Origin of the sequence: Rhizobium lentis, assembly GCF_017352135.1 — a bacterium.
GTDB classification, from domain to species: domain Bacteria; phylum Pseudomonadota; class Alphaproteobacteria; order Rhizobiales; family Rhizobiaceae; genus Rhizobium; species Rhizobium lentis.
The window spans coordinates 270239-289598 of sequence record NZ_CP071456.1 but is presented as its reverse complement, the minus strand read 5'-3'; the positions used below and the strand labels follow the sequence as shown (position 1 = coordinate 289598).

The 19360-nt window shown below is 62.0% G+C and carries 17 protein-coding genes; 4 read left to right on the top strand and 13 right to left on the bottom strand.

Features of this window, described 5'->3' with window-relative positions:
- Positions 1–10: 10 nt before the first annotated feature.
- The 8 genes from J0663_RS27695 to J0663_RS27660 form a co-directional block, all read right to left on the bottom strand.
- Positions 11–466, bottom strand: coding sequence for a PTS sugar transporter subunit IIA (locus J0663_RS27695; protein ID WP_207245593.1), 456 nt, complete (start codon positions 464–466; stop codon positions 11–13).
- Positions 467–510: 44 nt separating this feature from the next.
- Positions 511–1203: a response regulator transcription factor gene (locus J0663_RS27690; RefSeq protein ID WP_207245591.1), complete on the bottom strand. Its 693-nt coding sequence runs from the start codon at positions 1201–1203 to the stop codon at positions 511–513.
- A complete protein-coding gene (locus J0663_RS27685; RefSeq protein WP_207245590.1) occupies positions 1200–3908 on the bottom strand; it encodes a sensor histidine kinase in 2709 nt (902 codons plus the stop codon). Before J0663_RS27685 ends, J0663_RS27690 begins: the two co-directional genes overlap by 4 nt.
- A 222-nt stretch (positions 3909–4130) precedes the next feature.
- Positions 4131–4700 carry a potassium-transporting ATPase subunit KdpC gene (gene kdpC, locus J0663_RS27680; protein WP_207245589.1) on the bottom strand — a complete coding sequence of 190 codons (570 nt, stop codon included), beginning with the start codon at positions 4698–4700 and terminating at the stop codon, positions 4131–4133.
- Between the two features lie 22 nt (positions 4701–4722).
- Positions 4723–6783: a potassium-transporting ATPase subunit KdpB gene (kdpB, locus tag J0663_RS27675; protein ID WP_207245587.1), complete on the bottom strand. Its 2061-nt coding sequence runs from the start codon at positions 6781–6783 to the stop codon at positions 4723–4725.
- 207 nt (positions 6784–6990) lie between these two features.
- A complete protein-coding gene (gene kdpA / locus J0663_RS27670) occupies positions 6991–8694 on the bottom strand; it encodes a potassium-transporting ATPase subunit KdpA (protein ID WP_207245586.1) in 1704 nt (567 codons plus the stop codon).
- A gap of 67 nt (positions 8695–8761) precedes the next feature.
- Positions 8762–8851 carry a K(+)-transporting ATPase subunit F gene (gene kdpF, locus J0663_RS27665; RefSeq protein WP_207245581.1) on the bottom strand — a complete coding sequence of 30 codons (90 nt, stop codon included), beginning with the start codon at positions 8849–8851 and terminating at the stop codon, positions 8762–8764.
- Between the two features lie 363 nt (positions 8852–9214).
- On the bottom strand, positions 9215–9577 hold the full coding sequence (locus J0663_RS27660; RefSeq protein WP_207245578.1) for a copper resistance CopC family protein: 363 nt from the start codon (positions 9575–9577) through the stop codon (positions 9215–9217).
- Positions 9578–10072: 495 nt separating this feature from the next.
- On the opposite strand from J0663_RS27660, the gene J0663_RS27655 reads away from it, so the two are divergent.
- Positions 10073–11116, top strand: a complete 1044-nt coding sequence (locus tag J0663_RS27655; RefSeq protein WP_207245577.1) for an NAD(P)-dependent alcohol dehydrogenase — start codon at positions 10073–10075, stop codon at positions 11114–11116.
- Between the two features lie 16 nt (positions 11117–11132).
- Here the strand turns inward: J0663_RS27655 and J0663_RS27650 are convergent, their stop codons facing one another.
- The 4 genes from J0663_RS27650 to J0663_RS27635 form a co-directional block, all read right to left on the bottom strand.
- Positions 11133–11702 carry a DedA family protein gene (locus tag J0663_RS27650; RefSeq protein ID WP_207245576.1) on the bottom strand — a complete coding sequence of 190 codons (570 nt, stop codon included), beginning with the start codon at positions 11700–11702 and terminating at the stop codon, positions 11133–11135.
- Positions 11703–11731: 29 nt separating this feature from the next.
- Positions 11732–13096: an FAD-containing oxidoreductase gene (locus tag J0663_RS27645; RefSeq protein WP_207245575.1), complete on the bottom strand. Its 1365-nt coding sequence runs from the start codon at positions 13094–13096 to the stop codon at positions 11732–11734.
- Positions 13093–13554, bottom strand: a complete 462-nt coding sequence (locus tag J0663_RS27640; RefSeq protein ID WP_207245574.1) for a DUF4126 domain-containing protein — start codon at positions 13552–13554, stop codon at positions 13093–13095. Before J0663_RS27640 ends, J0663_RS27645 begins: the two co-directional genes overlap by 4 nt.
- 144 nt (positions 13555–13698) lie before the next feature.
- Positions 13699–14886 (bottom strand): acyl-CoA dehydrogenase, encoded by a 1188-nt coding sequence (locus J0663_RS27635; protein WP_207245572.1) that lies wholly within the window; start codon positions 14884–14886, stop codon positions 13699–13701.
- A 171-nt stretch (positions 14887–15057) separates the two neighbouring features.
- On the opposite strand from J0663_RS27635, the gene J0663_RS27630 reads away from it, so the two are divergent.
- A complete protein-coding gene (locus tag J0663_RS27630; RefSeq protein WP_097616871.1) occupies positions 15058–15396 on the top strand; it encodes a cupin domain-containing protein in 339 nt (112 codons plus the stop codon).
- On the opposite strand, the gene J0663_RS27625 is transcribed toward J0663_RS27630, so the two are convergent.
- The gene (locus J0663_RS27625; RefSeq protein ID WP_207245571.1) at positions 15397–16350 is read right to left on the bottom strand and encodes a LysR family transcriptional regulator; all 954 of its coding nucleotides are present in this window, start codon (positions 16348–16350) and stop codon (positions 15397–15399) included.
- 841 nt (positions 16351–17191) lie between these two features.
- Between J0663_RS27625 and J0663_RS27620 the strand changes: the two genes are divergently transcribed.
- Entirely contained in the window at positions 17192–18448 is a 1257-nt protein-coding gene (locus tag J0663_RS27620) for a polysaccharide biosynthesis/export family protein (RefSeq protein ID WP_246590465.1), read from the top strand.
- 116 nt (positions 18449–18564) lie between these two features.
- Complete coding sequence (locus J0663_RS27615; protein WP_207245927.1) at positions 18565–19338, top strand: glycosyltransferase family 2 protein; 774 nt, start codon at positions 18565–18567, stop codon at positions 19336–19338.
- The last annotated feature ends 22 nt before the right edge of the window (positions 19339–19360 follow it).

Below are 19360 nucleotides of genomic sequence, written 5' to 3'. Positions count from 1 at the left end.
CGCGCCTTTTTCATGCCCGCGAATCGGCGATGAAATCGGAATAGAATTCGTCGACCGTCCTTGCCTTGCGCATGGCGGCGAGCACGCCGTCCGATTGCAGTTGCCGGGCGATGGCAGCAAGCACGTTCAGATATTCGCCGCGATTGTTCTCCCCGAAAAGCAGCACAACGGCGATGTCGGTCGCAATATCGTCGATCGCCTCGAAATCCAGCGGCTGCGCGAAGCGGATGAGAAGGCCGCGCGGGCTGCTCATGGCGTCGATCGCCGCATGCGGGATGGCGATACCATTGCCGATTCCCGTGGAGCCGAGCCTCTCACGCGCTTCGAGTGCCTTCAGGATGGCCTGGCCGTCGACGGAGAAGGCCTTGCCGGCCTTGTCCGCTATGGTCTGCAGCGCGCGCCATTTTGTCGACATCGACACGCCGATGAAGGTGTGTTCCGGCCGGATGATGTTGGGAAGGTTCATGTCATTCTCGATACTGTTCGGGCAGCGGGAGGGAGAGGAGGATGTCAGTCCGGTTCCCTGAGCCGGTAGCCGACGCCGGTCTCGGTGGTGATATAGTGCGGCTGGTCGGGGCTTTGCTCGACCTTTTGCCTGAGTTGCCTGACATAGACGCGCAGATACTGCACGTCCGCCGCCGGACCCCATATCTGCTTCAAAAGAAACTGGTGTGTCAGCACCTTGCCGGCGTGCTGGGCGAGCACGCGCAGGATGTCGTATTCTTTCGGCGACAGTTTTACTTCCTTGTCGTCTACCCGGACGATGCGCTTGACCAGATCGATCGACAGTCCGCCGGTCTGGAAGATCGCCTTTTCTCCCTGCTGTTGAAGGCGGTGGCGCAGCGCCACGCGGATGCGGGCGCCGAGCTCGTTGATGCCGAAAGGCTTGGTGACGTAATCGTCGGCGCCGCTTTCCAGCGCCCTGACGATGCCGGCCTCGTCGGTGCGGCTGGACAGGATGACGACGGGCATGGACAGCCCTTCGTCGCGCCACTCCTGCAAGAGGTCGTGGCCCGGTTTGTCGGGCAGGCCGAGGTCGAGCACGATGAGATCGGGCATATCGTCGGCAACCGATTGGCGGGCGGCGCTAGCATTCGGCGCCTCCTGCACCTCGTAGCCCTGCGCGGTCAGGCCGACGCGCAGCAGCTTGCGGATTGGAGGCTCGTCGTCGACGACGAGGATTTTGACGGCTGAACCGGTCATTTGAGTTCATCCAGTTTGGGAATGTCATTGGGTATCGGCAGGCGGATGGTGAAGACGGCGCCCGTGCGGCCTCTGCGGTTGCCGGCGGCGATCGTGCCGCCCATCGCCTCGATGAAGCCGCGGCAGATGGACAGGCCGAGGCCGGTGCCGGCGCGTACCTGATCGCCCTTGCGCACGCGGTAGAAGGTGTCGAAGACCCGGGTGAGATCGGCCGGCGGGATGCCCGGCCCTTCGTCCGAAACCTGCACGACGACGTTGTCGGCGTCCGCCCAGCCCTCGATGTGGATAACCGATCCTTCGGGCGCGTATTTCGCGGCATTGTCGAGCAGATTGAAGATGACCTGCTCGAACAGGACGGGATCCACCCGCACCATCGGCAGGTCGGCGGGGATGCTCATCTCGGTCTTGTGGCGCTCGAGGATCTTTGTGGCGCGGGCCAGTGCGCTGCCGACGATATCGCCTGCATAGTGCAGAGCGGAGTTCGGCTCCATTGCACCGGATTCTATCTTGGTCATGTCGAGCAGGTTGGCGATGAAGCGGTTGAGCCGCTCGGACTCGTCGACGACGGTGGAGAGCAGGTCGTTGCGGTCCTCCTCCGGCATCGAGGCAAAATAATCGCGCAGCGTGCCGGCGGCGCCGAGGATGGCGGCCAGCGGCGTCTTCAGATCATGCGAGATCGAGGTGAGCAGGGCAGAACGCAGCCGGTCGGCCTCGGCCGCAAGCCGTGCCCGGTCGACATCGGCGACAAGCTGGACCCGTTCGATCGCCAGGGCCGCCTGGTCCGCCAGCGCATCGAGCAGGCGCTGCTGCTCCGGCGTCAGCAGCGGCCCGTCGCGGCGGTCGCTATCGAGGCCGATCACGCCGACGGCGGTGCGTCCGGTTCGAAGCGGCACGTAGAGGCGCTTGGCGCCGGGCAGGGTATCGGCGCCGCGGCCGGCGGCGTGATTGTGCTCCCATGCCCAGCGCGCCGCGGCGATATCGGCCTCGTCGAGCGTATCGTCGGGCGGATAGCCGGCCTTGACGGCGATACTGCCCTCTTCCGGCAGCAGCAGCACGACGCGGACCTTCAACATCGAGGCGAGCTGGAAGGCGGTCGCCCAGAGCACGTCGTCGAGCGTGCCGGTACCCGCGAGCTTCTTCGAGAAGAGATAGAGATCCTCCGTCGTGCGCGCCCGCTGCCGGGCGGCTGCGGCTTGGCGCTGCACGGTTGCGGTAAGGTTGCTGGCGATGATGGCGACGCCTAGGAAAAAGAACAGGGCCAGCACGCTTTCAGGGTCGCTGATCGTCAGCGTGTAGCGCGGCGGCAGGAAGAAGAAGTTGAACGACAGCGCGCCGAGAATGCAGCTGTAAAGCGCCGGCCGCAGGCCATGGATGACTGCGGAGGTCAGCACCGCCATCAGGAAGACAAGAGCGAGGTTGCGCACGTCGAGCACCTGGTCGAGCACGACGCTGACCGCGAGCGCAATGGCCACGTAGACGGTCGCCAGCAGATAGGCTCTTAAATCCAGCGGTGGCGCGGTCGGGGCGGCCCTGACGCCGCGGGCGATCGTGCCATCCTTCTCGTTGCCCGAAATGACGTGGACGCTGATTTCGCCGGTCTTGCGGATCAGCTCGTCGGTGATCGAATGGCTCCACCAGTCGCGCCATGTCGGCTTTTTCGGAGCGCCGATGACGATATGGGTGACGTTGTTGGCGGTCGCATGGCGAACCAGTTCCTCGGCCACTTCGCGGCCGGGAATGGTGATCGCCTCGCCGCCCAGCTGTTCGGCAAGGCGCAGCGTCGCGGCGACCGTGTCGCGCTCGGCTTCGGTCAGGCTGATGGAGCGGTTGGTTTCGATGTAGACGGCGGCCCAGGGCGCACGCAGCCGCGAGGCCATGCGCGAGGCATATCGCACCAGCGAAGCCGAGCGCGGGTGATGGTCGACCGAAACGAGCACCCTTTCACCCGCCGCCCAGGGGCCGGAAATGGCATGCGCCTGCATATGGGTGAGCAGCTGGTCGTCGACGCGTTGGGCGGTTTTGCGCAGGGCAAGCTCCCTGAGCGCCGTCAGGTTGCCTGGGGTGAAATAGTTGGTCAGCGCCCGTTCCGCCGTTTTCGGCATGTAGACCTTCCCGTCATGCAGGCGCTTGATGAGATCGTCAGGAGTCAGGTCGATGATCTCGACGTCATCGGCAAGGTCGATGATCGAGTCCGGCACCGTCTCGCGTACGCGGATGCGGGTGATCTGCGAGACGACGTCGTTCAGGCTCTCGACATGCTGGATGTTCAGCGTTGTATAGACGTCGATGCCGCGATCGAGCAGTTCCTTGACGTCGAGATAACGCTTCGGATGACGGCTGCCCTCGGCATTGGTATGGGCGAGCTCGTCGACCAGCACGAGACCGGGCCGGCGGGCGAGGATGCCGTCGAGATCCATTTCCTCGAGCGTCTGACCGCGATAGGCAACCTTCACCCGCGGAATGATCTCGAAGCCGGCAAGCAGCGCCTCGGTCTCCTTGCGGCCGTGGGTCTCGACGACGCCGATGACGACATCGCGACCGTCGGCGAGTTTGGCCCGGCCTGAGATCAGCATCTCATAGGTCTTGCCGACGCCGGGCGCGGCGCCCAGGAAGATCTTCAGACGGCCTCGCATCTCCGCCCGGGCTTTTTCGAGAAGCGCATCGGGCGAGGGCCTGCCGGCCTGGTCGCGATTGTCGTCTGGCATGTGGTTTGGTCTTTCTGCCGATGCGTGTACTTAGGGTGAGCGCTACGCTTCCTTCTCCCTCATTCCCTTCCTCGGGCCTTGCCCGAGGGACGTCACAGGAATCTAGCCACGCGAAGTCCTTCGCGTGAAAGGAGTCTCCTGCGTCGCCGACGCGACGCTGCTGGATCCCTGTGACAAGCACAGGGATGAGGGAGGAGGAGAAGTCGCATCACAACCACAACCTCACTCAGTCATAGAAGCATCAAGGCTCTGGTTCAACGCTAGAACATTGACGGTGGGTTCGCCGAGAATTCCAAGCTCGCGGTCATGGACGGCGCCGTCGACGAGCGCCTTGACCTTGGCTTCATCCAGGCCTCGCGCCTTGGCGACGCGCGGCACCTGGAAGTAGGCGGCCTCGGGCGAGATATCGGGATCGAGCCCGCTGCCGGAGGCGGTGACGAGGTCGGCAGGCACCTCGGCGTCGGGGTTTGCCGCCTTGGCGGCGTCATAGTCGCCCTTGACCCGGTCGATCAGCTTCTGGCTGGTCGGGCCGAGGTTCGAACCGCTGGAGGCGGCGGCATTGTAGCCGTCGCCGGCGGCCGAGGGGCGGCCATGGAAATACTTGTCGCTGGTGAAGGCCTGGCCGATCAGCGTCGAACCGATCACCTTGCCATCCTTCTCGATCAGGCTGCCATTCGCCTGGGCGGGGAAGAGGGCCTGGGCGGCTCCGGTCATGGCGAGCGGATAAAGCAGGCCGGTTATGGCGGTGGTGGCAACGATCATGACGACTGCCGGGCGAAATTCTTTCAACATTGTTCCTAACTCCGTGACGTGTTCAGGCGAGGCCGAAGGCCGCGACGGCCATATCGATCGCCTTGATGCCGATGAAGGGGACGACGATGCCGCCGAGACCGTAGATCAGCAGGTTGCGTGAGAGCAGCGCGCCGGCGCCGATCGGACGGTAGCGGACACCCTTCAGCGACAGCGGGATCAGCGCAATGATGATGAGCGCGTTGAAGATGATCGCCGAGAGGATGGCGCTTTGCGGCGTCGACAGTCCCATGATGTTCAGAATGCCGAGCTGCGGGTAAAAGGTCAGGAACATCGCCGGGATGATGGCGAAGTATTTGGCGATGTCGTTGGCGATCGAAAAAGTTGTCAGCGCGCCGCGCGTCATCAACAGCTGCTTGCCGATTTCGACGATCTCAATGAGCTTCGTCGGGTCGCTGTCGAGATCAACCATGTTGCCGGCCTCGCGAGCAGCGACCGTGCCGGTGTTCATGGCGACGCCGACATCGGCCTGGGCGAGCGCCGGCGCATCGTTGGTGCCGTCGCCGCACATGGCGACGAGTTTGCCCTTGGACTGTTCCTCGCGCATCAGTGCCAGCTTCATCTCCGGTGTCGCCTGGGCGAGGAAGTCGTCGACGCCGGCTTCGGCGGCGATGGCCGCTGCCGTCAACGGGTTGTCGCCTGTTATCATCACGGTGCGGATGCCCATGCGCCGTAGTTCCGTGAAGCGCTCGCGGATGCCGCCCTTGACGATGTCCTTCAGCTGGATGACGCCGAGCAGTCTGCCGTCGCGGGCAACGGCGAGCGGCGTGCCGCCCAACTTGGCGACCTCGTCTGATATCGACTGGAGTTCGCGCATCACTTCACTGCCGTTCCTCGAGGGCGCGTCGCCATTGACATGAGCGAGGATGGCGTCGACCGCACCCTTGCGGATCGAGGCGCCTTCGAGATCGACGCCGCTCATGCGGGTCTGGGCGGCAAAGGGCACGAAAGTAGCCTTGAGGCTCGCCATGTCGCGGCCGCGGATCGCATATTTTTCCTTGGCGAGCACGACGATCGAGCGGCCTTCCGGCGTTTCGTCGGCCAGCGAAGCAAGCTGGGCGGCATCGGCGAGCTCCTGCTCGGTAACGCCGCGGACCGGGCGGAAGGCCGTCGCCTGGCGGTTGCCGAGCGTGATCGTGCCGGTCTTGTCGAGCAGCAGCGTGTCGACGTCGCCGGCTGCTTCGACGGCGCGGCCGGACATGGCAAGCACGTTGAAGCGAACGAGGCGATCCATGCCGGCAATGCCAATCGCCGAAAGGAGCGCACCGATCGTTGTCGGGATCAGCGTAACGAAGAGGGCGACGAGCACGATGATCGGGATCGAACCGCCGGCATAGGCGGCAAAACTCGGAATCGTCGCGGTGGCGAGCACGAAGATCAGCGTCATGCCGGCGAGCAGGATGTTGAGCGCAATCTCATTCGGCGTCTTCTGGCGCTGCGCGCCTTCGACAAGCGAAATCATCCGGTCGAGGAAGGTGGAGCCGGCTGCCGCGGTGATACGCACGCGGATCCAGTCGGAGAGCACCTGGGTGCCGCCGGTGACCGCCGAACGGTCGCCGCCGGATTCGCGGATGACAGGGGCGGATTCGCCGGTGATCGCCGCTTCGTTGACGGAGGCGACCCCTTCGATGACTTCGCCGTCGGAAGGGATGATGTCGCCCGCTTCGACGAGCACGATATCGCCGACCTTGAGGCTGGTGCCCGCCACCATGCGGTAGTCTCTGCCATTGTTGGAGGTCAGCAGCTTGGCCTGGGTTTCGGTGCGCGCCTTGCGCAGCGAATCCGCCTGCGCCTTGCCGCGGCCTTCGGCGACGGCCTCGGCGAAATTGGCAAAGAGCACGGTGAACCAGAGCCAGAGATTGATCTGGAAGGAGAAGCCGAGATTGCCGTTGCCGGCGATGAGGTCGCGCAGGAAGAGGACGGTTGTCAGCACCGAGACCGTGGCCACGACAAACATGACCGGGTTTCTGGCCAGCGCGCGGGGGGCGAGCTTCTTGAAGGCGGCACCGATGGCCGGAATGAGGATGCGAGAATCCAGGATGCTCGCGGATTTTGCCTGGCTCATAAGAGACTCCAGCTTTGAAACGAGGATGGCGAACCTTTGCGGTCAGCCCTGTAAAATCTTGAAAATCGCCACAGCAACCAGCAGGCCTGCCATCATCACCAGGATGACGTCGGAGGCTTGGGGGCCCGGCCCATGTCTCCGTCCCGGCGCGCCGGGGCGGCGATGGATGCTGTGGCGAAGCCGGCGACGGAGGATCATGGCATCACCTCAGAAGGTCTGGCCGGCGATCATGACCAGGTGCTCGACGATCGGGCCAAGGGCCAGCGCGGGGAAGAAGGTCAGGCCGCCGACGATCAGGATCGTGCCGACAAGCAAGCCGACGAACAGCGGACCGTCCGTCGGGAACGTGCCGGCCGAGGCTGGGGCCGCCTTCTTGGTGATCAGCGAGCCGGCGATGGCAAGCGCCGGGATGATGACCAGGAACCGGCCCATCAGCATGCCGATGCCGAGCGTGACGTTGTACCAGGGCGTATTGCCGGTCAGGCCGCCGAAGGCCGAGCCGTTGTTGGCCGCTGCCGACGTATAGGCATAGAGGATCTCGGAGAAGCCGTGGGGGCCGGCGGTGCCGATCGAGGCGACGGCGAAGGGCAGCACGGTGGCGATCGCGGTGAAGACGAGCATGGCGAGCGGCAGGCAGAGGATGGCGAGAACGGCCATCTTCATTTCCTTCGCCTCGATTTTCTTCCCCAGATATTCCGGCGTGCGGCCGACCATCAGGCCGGCGACGAAGATGGCGACGATGATGAAGAGCAGGATGCCGTAGAAGCCGGCGCCGACACCGCCGACGATGATCTCGCCGAGCTGCATGTTGATCAGCGGGATCAGGCCGCCGAGTGCGGTGAAGCTGCCATGCATCGCATTGACCGCGCCGCAGGAGGCGGCGGTGGTGATGACGGCGAAGAGTGAGGACAGGGCGACGCCGAAGCGCACCTCCTTGCCTTCCATATTGCCGCCGCCAAGACCGAAGGCATGCAGGAGCGGATTGCCGGCGGCTTCCGCCCAATAGGTGACGATGACGCCGGCGACAAAAAGCACGCCCATCGTGGCCAAGATCGCCCAACCCTGGCGCTGGTTACCGACCATGCGGCCGAAGACGTTGGTGAGAGCCGCACCGATCGCAAAGATCGACACCATCTGGATGAGGTTGGAAATCGCGTCGGGATTTTCGAAAGGATGAGCGGAATTGGCATTGAAGAAGCCGCCGCCATTGGTGCCGAGCATTTTGATGGCGAGCTGCGAGGCGACGGGGCCGACGGCAATCGTCTGCTTGGCGCCTTCGAGCGTCGTGGCATCAATATAGGGGCCGAGCGTCTGCGGCACGCCGAGATAGACGAAGACGAGCGTCAGCACGATGCAGCTCGGCAGGAGGATGTAGAGCGTGCCGCGGATCATATCGACCCAGAAATTGCCGATCGCCTTGCCGGAGGCCCGGGCGAAGGCACGGATAAAGGCGACTGCGATTGCCATGCCGGTCGCCGCGGACAGGAAATTCTGCACCGTCAGTCCGGCCATCTGCGTGAGGTAGGACATCGTGCTTTCGCCGCCGTAGTTCTGCCAGTTGGTGTTTGTCGGAAAGCTGACGGCGGTGTTGAAGGAAAGCTCCGGCGGGACGGCGGCCATGCCGGCCGGATTATAGGGCAGAACGCCTTGCAGGCGCATCAGCGCATAGAGAACGAGGACGCCGAGCAGGTTGAACATCAGCATGGAGAAGGCATAGGAAGTCCAATGCTGCTCCTCGCCTTCGCCGGTGCCGGCAATACGGCAAAGCCCCCGTTCGATCGGAACGAGGACCGGTGAAAGGAATGTGCGCTCGCCGTTATAAACACGCGTCATGTAGCCGCCGAGCGGTTTGACGAGCACGAGGACGATCCCGCAATAGAGCAGGATCTGAAGCCATCCGTTGAGGGTCATGAGGTCAACTTTCAATAGCCGGCCGCTTTCGGTCACGCATGCGCGACGTCGCAAGCGCCAGTTCTCGTCAAAAACGTTCTGGGCGAAGGAGAGCGTAGGTGAGATAAAGTGTGAGAAACACGGTTACCGCACCGCCCAGGACATTATCGAGGGTCATCGTCGTTTCTCCTGTCAGAGCCTGTCGCAGGCACGGGTGTAGGCAAAGCACAGCGCGAAGAATAGGATCGCCGTGCCGAGTAAAATGATATCCATCATGATCGTGACTCCTGTCGTTCGTCTTGGAGTCAGACAAGATAAAGGGCGCCCTCCCGGAGGCGGCCGCCTTTCATGCTTTCTGGCGTGGAGATGATCTTTCCGACCTCTCGGCCACGAATATGGAGCCGAAGGGCATAAAGGTTCGAGATTGCCGGGACGGCATCAATATAAAAATCTTATAAATGCTTTTAGGCGGCCAGAGCGGAAACGGTGGCGCCGGCAGACAAGACGCCGGAGCGCGGTGGCGTAGTGCGAGCTTGAAAATTCAAGGGTCGACCCGGAACTGATAACGGCCTTCGGCGCTGCGGCCGTCCATCGAGAGGACGCGCCAGTCGAGGGTATAGAGGCCGGGCGCCATCGAAGGGTCGAGCGGGATCTTGAATATGGACCCTTCGGGACCCGAGAGGAACGGCTTGCCCAGGGGAAGCGCCTTGCCCTGGGCGTCGAGCAGGGTTGCGGTCGAGCGGGCAAGATCAACCGGGCCGGTGAAGGTGAGCTCGACATTGGCGGGCACCAGCAGTTCTTCCTGCTGTGGCGAAGGAAGCGAGGCTTCTTCCAGGGCTGCAGTCGCCTGGCTGGCGGCGAAGAGAAGGGATGCGAACAGGCAGAATGACGCGATCGACTTCATGACGGCTTCCTATATTGCCGATCCGCATGGCGCCGGGAGCGGTCATGCTCCGTCGCGTCCTGCGGGCCACTTGCCTAATAATGCTGCGGGGGGCGATTTCGATCCCGCGTCCGCAGAATGACGCGCATCGGCCGCCCCGGATTGTCCCTTTGAAGGGCGGCATGCCAATCGTCGACCAACCTGCGCCAGAATTTCCTGAGCCGTCTTGGGATCATCGAGGAAAGCCGGTCTCTGCCGACATTGTCGTTATCATGCTTCATCGCTTGGTCGCCCTTCCCACTTGCCGTGGTTCATGATCAAGACTGTACTCTGCGGCGCGCCCTTCCGGAATCATACGGAGGTTTATTGGCGGTTATCTTTCGGGCTACGCATCTGAGCATTTCGTCACGCGCTGAGCAAAAGCTTGCTATGGCAGTTGAATCGAAGCGGCTTCCGGTTTTATAGTCACGGCAACGGCACCCCCTCAATCGCGGGGCCATAGGGAAGGAACCGACGATGACCAAAGTCCGTGCGCTGGTGCTGGAGCGCCAGCATGAGCTTGCGCTGCGCGATATCGATCTGCCGCTGGATACAGGGCCGGGGCAGGTAAAGATCAGGATTCACACCGTGGGTGTCTGCGGTTCGGACGTTCACTATTACACCCATGGCAAGATCGGCCCCTTCGTCGTCAACGCGCCAATGGTGCTCGGCCATGAGGCGGCCGGCACGGTGGTCGAGGTCGGAGCAGGCGTGACGCATCTCAAGATCGGTGACCGCGTCTGCATGGAACCCGGCATTCCCGACCCGAACTCCAAGGCAAGCCGGCTCGGTCTCTACAATATCGATCCTGATGTCAGCTTCTGGGCGACGCCGCCGATCCATGGCGTGCTGACGCCGGAAGTGGTGCATCCGGCCAATTATACTTTCAAGCTGCCCGACAATGTCAGCTTCGCCGAGGGCGCCATGGTCGAGCCCTTTGCGGTCGGCATGCAGGCAGCCGCCAAGGCGAAGATCGCGCCCGGCGATACCGCGGTCGTCCTCGGCGCCGGACCGATCGGCACGATGGTGGCGATCGCCGCGCTTGCTGGCGGCTGCGCCCGGGCGATCGTCGCCGACCTCGCCCAGCCGAAGCTCGATATCGCCGCACGATACCAGGGCGTCATTCCGGTCAACATCCGCGAGAAGAGCCTGATCGAAGAGGTCGGCCGGTTGACCGACGGCTGGGGTGCGGATGTCGTCTTCGAATGCTCCGGTTCGCCGAAGGCCTGGGAGACGATCATGGCGCTGCCGCGCCCGGGCGGCGTCATCGTCGCTGTCGGCCTTCCGGTCAACCCGATCGGCTTCGACGTCTCGACGGCATCCACGAAGGAGATCCGGATCGAAACGGTGTTCCGCTACGCCCACCAGTATGAACGGTCGATCGCGTTGCTCGGCTCGGGAAGAGTGGATCTGAAGCCGCTGATTTCGGAAACCTTCAGGTTCGAGGATTCGATCAAGGCCTTCGATCGCGCGGTCGAAGCGCGCCCGAGCGACGTGAAGCTGCAGATCGTGATGGAGTAGAGGCGCCACATCGCACTTACCGGCGCCTGCCGTTTGATTTCACCCGGCGAAAAACAAGAGCCGCGCCCGCGACGACGGCCGCGGCTGCGACCGCAATCAGCAGATGCCGATGAAGGGGAAGGTGGCCGAGTGTCTGCTGAATGCCGTGGCCGAACAGGTAGCCGAGCGCGGTGAATAGCTGCCCCCAGACCAGCGCGGCTGCGGCATTCAGGACGACGAATTTTCCCGTCGCTATCCCCGTCGTGCCGATGACGATCGGGCTGATCGTCCGCAATCCCACCAGAAAGCGAAACGCCAGGATGAAGCCGGTCTGATATTTTTCCAGCAGCCGGGTGACGCGAGCGAGCGCGGGTTTTTCCATCAGCCGGCGGACAAGAGCCCATTGCGCGGCATAGCGGCCGGCGAAGAACCAGAACTGGTCGCCGGCGAAGGATCCGGCCACCGCCGCCAGCGACGCCGACCAATAGGGGAGCAGCCCGCGGTGGGAAATCACGCCGCCGAGAAAGGCGGCGGTTTCGCCTTCGAAGGCGGCGCCCAGAAAGATCGCCAACAGGCCGTAATTCTCGATCAGCGCTTCGATAGACATGGCAGCCCGTCCCGGTTGTTCCCGAAGGGTCAGGCCACGGGCTTCAAATCTGCAAGCAGCGTCGGGATCAGCTCCGACACCGTCGGGTGGATCGGCACCGACCATTTCAGCGCGGGATAGGTCGTTCCCGCATTCATCGCATCGATCAGGCCGTGGATCACCTCGTCGCCCTCGATGCCGAGGATCGCCGCGCCGAGGATTTGCTTGGTCTCGGCATCGGCGATCACCTTCATGAACCCCTTGGTTTCGCCGCGTTCGGTGGCGCGGCCGACGCGGCTCATCGGCCGGGTCGAGACCATGATCCTGCGGCCGGAGGCGCGCGCCTGTTTCTCGGTCATGCCGACGCGGCCGAGCGGCGGGTCGATGTAGAGCGCGTAGGCGGGGATGCGGCTCGACACCTTGCGGTTCTCGCCGTCGAGGAGGTTGGCGGCGGCAATCTCGAAATCATTGTAGGAAGTGTGCGTGAAGGCGCCGCGGCCGTTGCAGTCGCCGAGCGCAAAGATGCCTTCGACATTGGTGGCGAGCGTGTCGTCGACGGTGATATATCCGCGCTTGTCCGTAACGACGCCGGCGGCATCGAGGCCGAGGTCGTCGGTGTTCGGCCTGCGGCCGGTGGCGATCAGCACATGGCTTGCATCGATCCTGGCCGGACCGGCGGTGACGCCGACCCCGCTGCCGTTTCGCGCGAAGGCGATGTCGCCGGCGTCGGTGTGAACCGCGATGCCCTCAGAGCGCAGGATGTCGGCGATCGCGTCGGATATATCCTCGTCCTCGCGCGATGCGAGCTTCGGACCGTGTTCGACGACGCTGACCTCGGCGCCGAAGCGGCGATACATCTGCGCGAATTCCAGCCCGATATAACTTCCGCCGATCACCGCCAGGTGCCGCGGCAGCGTGTCGAGATCGATGATCGAGGTGCTGGTAAGGTAATCGATCCCGCCGATGCCCGGCAGATCGGGGATGACCGGCCGCGCGCCGACATTGAGGAAGATGCGCGGCGCCGTCAGCGTCTCGCCATTGACGCGGATGGTCTTTGCATCCTCGAAACGGGCGTGACCGTAAATCACACTCATGCCGTCCATGCTGTCAAACCAGCCGATCAGGCCGTTGCGGGCATTCTTCGTCACCGTCTCGGCGCGGGCTCTGACCACCTTCATGTCGATGGCGATCTCGCCCGGGATGTTGACGCCGTAAATGGCACCGTTTCTTGCGACATGGGCGGCGCGGGCGCTGGCGACCAGGGTCTTGGTCGGCATGCAGCCGGCATTGACGCAGGTGCCGCCGAGAAACTTGCGCTCGATGAGGGCCACTTTCATGCCCTTCTCGACCATCCGAGCGGCGAGAAATGGACCGGCCTGGCCGGCGCCGATGACTATGGCGTCGAAGTTTTTCATGCGACGGCCCCCACGATCAGCGCCGCGCCGATGACGGCGACGGCATCCTCGATGAGCGCGGCCGGCAGATCTTTGCCGAAGGAGGCGGCAAGCCTGCCGCGGACGGCGGCGCCGCCATAGGTGCCGATGACGGCGCCGATCACGCCGGCGATCAGCCCGCCGAAGAGCAGGCTGCTGGCCGCGCCGATCGTCGCGCCCGAAAGCGCGCCCGTGACGATACGGGTGCCGAACTGCACCGGCACCTTGCGCGACGGCGTGGACGGCAATTGGTCAGTGATCAGCTCGATGACGGCGAGGATCGTGAAGATCCACGGCGTCCACTGGTAACCCATGAAGGCAAGCGGCGTCTGGGAGACATCGAACCAGCCGAGAGCGGCGCCCCAGGCGACGGCGGCCGGCGCCGTCATGGCGCGAAGACCCGCTATGACGCCAATCAGCAATGCAAGAAGCAGAAACATGCGCGATCCCCCTCTTTGCCGGCTTTCGAGCCGTAGCTGCGGGAAAGTTGCACATTGTCAGGCGCGTGGCAATTCGCCGATACGCACCTTTGTCTCATGCATGTCGTTGTCCCAAAACCGCTCCACACTTTTGGGCGACATGCATTAGTTCGCAAAGGCGGCGATGCCGGTGATCGCCCGGCCGATGATCAGCGCGTGGATGTCGTGCGTGCCCTCATAGGTGTTGACCACCTCGAGGTTGACGAGATGGCGGGCGATGCCGAATTCGTCGGAAATGCCGTTGCCGCCGAGCATGTCACGGGCGGCCCGCGCCATCTCCAGTGCCTTGCCGCAGCTGTTGCGCTTGAGGATCGAGGTCAGCTCCACCGGCGGGGCGCCTTCCTCCTTCATGCGGCCGAGCCGCAGGCAACCCTGAAGGCCGAGGGCGATCTCGGCGGCCATATCGGCGAGCTTCTTCTGGATCAGCTGGTTGGCGGCGAGCGGCCGGCCGAACTGCTTGCGCTCAAGCGTATATTGCCGTGCCCTGGCATAACAATCTTCCGCCGCGCCGAGAGCGCCCCAGGCAATACCGAAGCGAGCCGAGTTGAGGCAGGTGAACGGTCCCTTGAGGCCGGTGACGCCGGGCAGGAGGTTTTCCTCGGGCACGAAGACCTCGTCCATCACCACTTCGCCTGTGATCGAGGCGCGCAAGCCCACCTTGCCGTGGATGGCGGGAGCCGAAAGCCCTTTCCAGCCCTTTTCGAGAATGAAGCCGCGGATGAGGCCGTCCTCGGTCTTTGCCCAGACGACGAAGACATCGGCGATCGGGGCATTGGAGATCCAGGTCTTCGAGCCGGTGAGGCTGTAGCCGCCGTCGACCTTTTTGGCGCGCGTCGCCATCGAGCCAGGGTCGGAACCATGATCGGGTTCGGTCAGGCCGAAACAGCCGATCCATTCGCCAGCCGCCAATTTCGGCAGGTATTTCACCTTCTGCGCTTCGGAGCCGAAGGTCTCGATCGGCACCATGACCAGAGAGGACTGCACGCTCATCATCGAACGGTAACCGCTGTCGACCCGTTCGACCTCGCGAGCGATCAGGCCGTAGGCGACATAACCGAGGCCGGCACCGCCGTAAGCGGGCGAGATCGTCGGGCCGAGCAGGCCAAGTTCGCCCATTTCGCGGAAAATGGCGGGATCGGTCTTTTCATTGCGAAAGGCGTCGAGAACGCGGGGAGCGAGCTTTTGCTGTGCATAGGCATGGGCGGTATCCTGCACCATGCGCTCCTCGTTGGTCAGCTGCTCCACCAGACGGAACGGGTCGGCCCAGTCGAAAACCTCGCGCGTATGCTGCATGGCGGCGTCTCCTCACCGTTCATCAGGCTTGCCTTCAAACTGGCCATAGACCCGCCGACCGATCGCGTCAACAGCGGGCGCACGCGTCGAAAAGACGAGCCGCGCCATCTTTTCAAACGCCGCGGCATGATCCACTTTGCCCGCGTTCGATTCTGGAATGAGGAGGCGGAAATGTCGTCAAGCGATCTGTTCGTATCGGCCGAAGGCGCCGAATGGGTCAATCCGGAGCCCGGCGTCGTCAGGCGCATCATGACCTATCTGCCCGAAATGATGATGGTGGAAGTGGCGTTCGAAAGCGGCGCCGTCGGAGCTGCCCATTCGCATCCGCACATCCAGGCAAGTTATGTCGCCGAAGGCAGCTTCGAAGTGACGATCGATGGCCGCACCGAGGTGCTGAAACAGGGCGGCAGCTTCATCGTGCCGCCCAATCTCGTTCACGGCGTCAAGGCGCTGGAAAAGGGCCGGCTGATCGATAGCTTCACGCCGCATCGGGCCGAGTTTCTCAAGTAATCACGTTTCGGATTCCGATCGACGCGTGGCGTTGGCGGCGGCGACAAAGGGCGGCACGAAGCGCGCATCTTCGCCGCGCACGGCCGCGCGCAGGAAGTCGATGACGGCGCGCACGCGCGGCACCTGTTTCAGGTCGCGATGGCAGGTGATCCAGTATTGGCGCTTGAGGTCGATCTCCTCGGGCAGCACGCGCACGAGCTCGGGATAACGGCTGGCGAAGAAATAGGGCAGGATGCAGAGGCCGAGGCCGTTTCGGGTGGCGGTGAGTTGCGCGAAGATGCTGGAGCTCTGGAACTGCGGCTTGATGCGCGGATGCACGTCGCTGAGATAGTCGAGCCCCGGCGCAAAAATCATTTCCTCGATATAGCTGACGAAGGGATGCTCAAGCAGATCCTCACGGCAGGTGATATCGGGCGCCTTTGCGAGATAGTCGCGCGAGCCGTAAATCTGCAGATGATAGTCGGTCAGCTTCTCGGCGTAGTAAGGCCCGCCTTTCGGCTCATCGAGCACAACGGAAAGATCGGCCTCCTTGCGCGACAGCGACATGATCTGCTGGATCGTCACCAGCTCGAGCGAGAGATGCGGATGCTGGGCGGCAAACTGCGGCAGCACGGTGGCGAAGAAGAAATTGGCAAAGCCCTCCGGTGCGCTCAGGCGCACGAGGCCGCGCTGCGCCATCGAGCCGTCGGCGAGGTCGGCGCGCAGCCGCTCGGTCTCCTGCTCCATCCGCTCGGCCGTCTCGACGAATCGCGTCCCCATGGCGGTCAACACGTATCCGCGCGGATTTCGCTCGAACAGCTTGACCTTGAGGGTGAATTCCAGCCGGTCGATACGGCGCGAGACGGTGGCATGGCTGGAGCGCAGCTGGCGGGCCGCCGTCGAGAGCTGGCCGGTGCGGGCGACGGCGAGAAAAAACTGCAGATCGTCCCAGGTAAACTGCGGTGGTTTGGTCATCGCGATTCCCTTTATTCAAAATCCAATAATGAATTGCGTAATCCGCACCTGCCGTCATTATCGCTGGTTTCCAGCAGGGGCCGATGCGATGCTGTTCAAACTCGCCTAGTAAACGCCTGTGGCCGACCACCTTCTCGCGGACTTCTTCCGTAATACGCGCAAAATATATTCCGATAATCAGACAATCCGTTGGGCGGGAAGCAGGTAAACTTCCTATCGCCGACACAATATCCAAGTCCGAGAGCCGCCGAGGAAATGGTCTCCCTTGGGGCAAACTCTTCCCGATGATCTGCAGTTTGCGTTTGGTTGTCCAGCGTCTCCGCCGGACGCCACCGACCATCAGATCAACCTGTCGAAACTGGATAAGCCATCCTCAAGCCTGTGCTTGAGCCTTCCTGCTTATACTGAGTGCCCGGCCGACCGTAGGGCAGTTCCCGCCGTCTGGCGGCCTAATCCACAGCGCTATCACGCCGCTTGGTCGTGGCGCACTATGGCTTGGCAGATGTCTGCGGTTCTCCCAAAGGATTTGGAAAAATCAATCGATTCGGCCCGAGCCTGGATCATCATCAGTCACATTCGCATCGTCTTCAGATCGACCGCAAGATACTATGTTTATTGAATTCTTTTCGAGCCAAGCTCCAAGACTCTTTGGTGTATGTATTAATTATTCTTAACTACTATTGAATATGATTATTATTATGTTAACCTTAAAAGTATCTGGGGGCCATCGGCGCCTTTTCAAGGCGGAAATTCGATCATGAAGCTTTCGCAGATAATATCGCCAGCTAGGCCTCAATATAGGGTGAGAAGTGGTTCTCGCCTAAATCAAACAATACTGTGCATGGTATTCGCAGCAATTGTTCCATTGACGGCGGCATCAGAAGAGTTACCTGCGCCCACGAAATCGGTCTCGGTTGTGACATCTGGTGACACTTCGGCGCGACGGCCTCAATTGTTGCGTGACGTTCTTCGCTCAGGCGATAAATTGGATCTTGCATTTTACGAAAGCTTGGCCTCCGTCGAAGATCGCTGGACGGGCTCACGGGGCACGGTTCCCTGGAACTTTTACCAGCGGCCCGAGCTCACTGGCGAATACGTCGTTGAAGCGGACGGGACGATTTCGCTTCCTCTTTTGGGACGCTTCCCGGTTCGAGGGCTTCCTCCGGCGGATGTGGAGGCGATAATTCTTCCTTCGTACGAAAGTTTGGTCGGCAGAAAGGGGTTCGTGAATATCGTCAAGATTGAGCACCAGCCAATTTATATTACTGGCCCGGTTCGGAATCCTGGGTCGTTTCGATATGTTGATGGCATGACTGTTCTGCACGCCGTCGCGCAAGCCGGCGGCATGGCTGCGAAGAGTATTGAGCCATGGCAGAGTGTGGAAATATCACGCCAGATCGAGCGGTTGAAGGCTGGGCTGGCCGATCTGAAGCGGCTTGCGTCGCGAACCGAAGTGCTCAGGGCGAAACGCGATTCCGTACAAATTGCCAGCATTGGCACACCTGTTCTTGGTCCCGATCCCGATGCTCAACGGCTGCTGGATGATGAAGCATGGCAGCGCCAATTGGTAACGACGAGCAAGGATGCGCAGAGCAGTGCTTACGCAAAATCTGTTGCCAATGCTCAGGCCGATCTCGATCTGCGTCAGGCACGCGTCGGCAATTATGATGCAACCATTCGGGTTCGTCAGGATCGGCTGGCAAGTATCGAGAATTTGGCCAAAAACAAACTTGTCACCAGCATTGAGTTGACCCGGGCACAAAGCGAACTGACCGAGTCGGAAGATCGAAAGCAGCAAGCCGTCATCGATGTCGAGAGCGCAAAGCAACGGCTGGCGGCAGCAAAACAAGACGTTGAGCGCGATCGTATCGAACGCAAGATCGAGATCGAAAAGTCGGCTGCGGATGCCGAAAGAGGCCTATCCACGGCGTTGAAGACGACCGAGAGCGATCTTGAAATTTTCCGGTCCATGGTGTCGTCGAATGATACTGCCGATGTTGAATTCGAAATCGTTCGGCCTGGACCGAATGGTGTCATCGTCGAACCTGCGACCGAAGAAACGGTCTTACAGCCTGGCGATCTGATCAAAGTACATTGAGGCATAACCACATACTCTTCCCGACTGGGAGAGTTTAGTCCTCCTCTCGGCCAAAGAGCTCAGGGGCATCGTCGATTTGCGATTTGTCACGCGGTCCAAAACGCCAAGGAGAGCTTATGTCTATAATCGAAGCTTTAGAATCCTCGCATTCCTCGATGCCGGTCCAAGGTCCGATGTTCAATTTGCCAAGGACCTCACTCGTCATTCCAACCTTGAACGAAGCGGAAAACATTAAGCTGCTTTTGCCCCGCATCCCGACATGGGTGCATGAAATCATCATCGTCGATGGGCGATCGACGGACGGAACGCCGGACATAGCGCGAAGCATGCGCGATGATGTCAAGATCGTACTTCAGCCTAAGAAGGGCAAAGGCATCGCATTGCGGACGGGCTTCGAAGCCGCATCTGGTGATATGATCGTGATGCTTGATGCTGACGGGTCGATGGATCCCTACGAAATCATCCTGTTCGTCGCGGCTCTTGTTGCAGGTGCGGATTTCGTCAAGGGTTCGCGCTTTATGCAGGGTGGCGGCACCAGCGACATGACCGTCATCCGCCGTTTCGGCAATCTGGGCCTGACCCTCCTGGTCCGGATGCTCTATGGCAGCTCTTTTAGCGATCTTTGCTACGGCTACATGGGCTTTTGGAGACGGCATGTTCCCTTGCTGCGCGCCGATTGCGACGGCTTCGAAATTGAGACGCTGATCAATTTGCGGGCTCTCAAGAACAACCTCAAAATCATGGAGGTCGCGAGCTTTGAATCGGAGCGTATCTACGGCGTCAGCAATCTGCGTGCGCTTCCGGACGGCTGGCGCGTGCTGAAGACGATCTTCCGAGAACGCGTCAGTACGCCGACGGGCGTCCAAGTCCTCGAGCAGGGCATTTCCTGAGGTCTGGATTCAATTGGCGAGG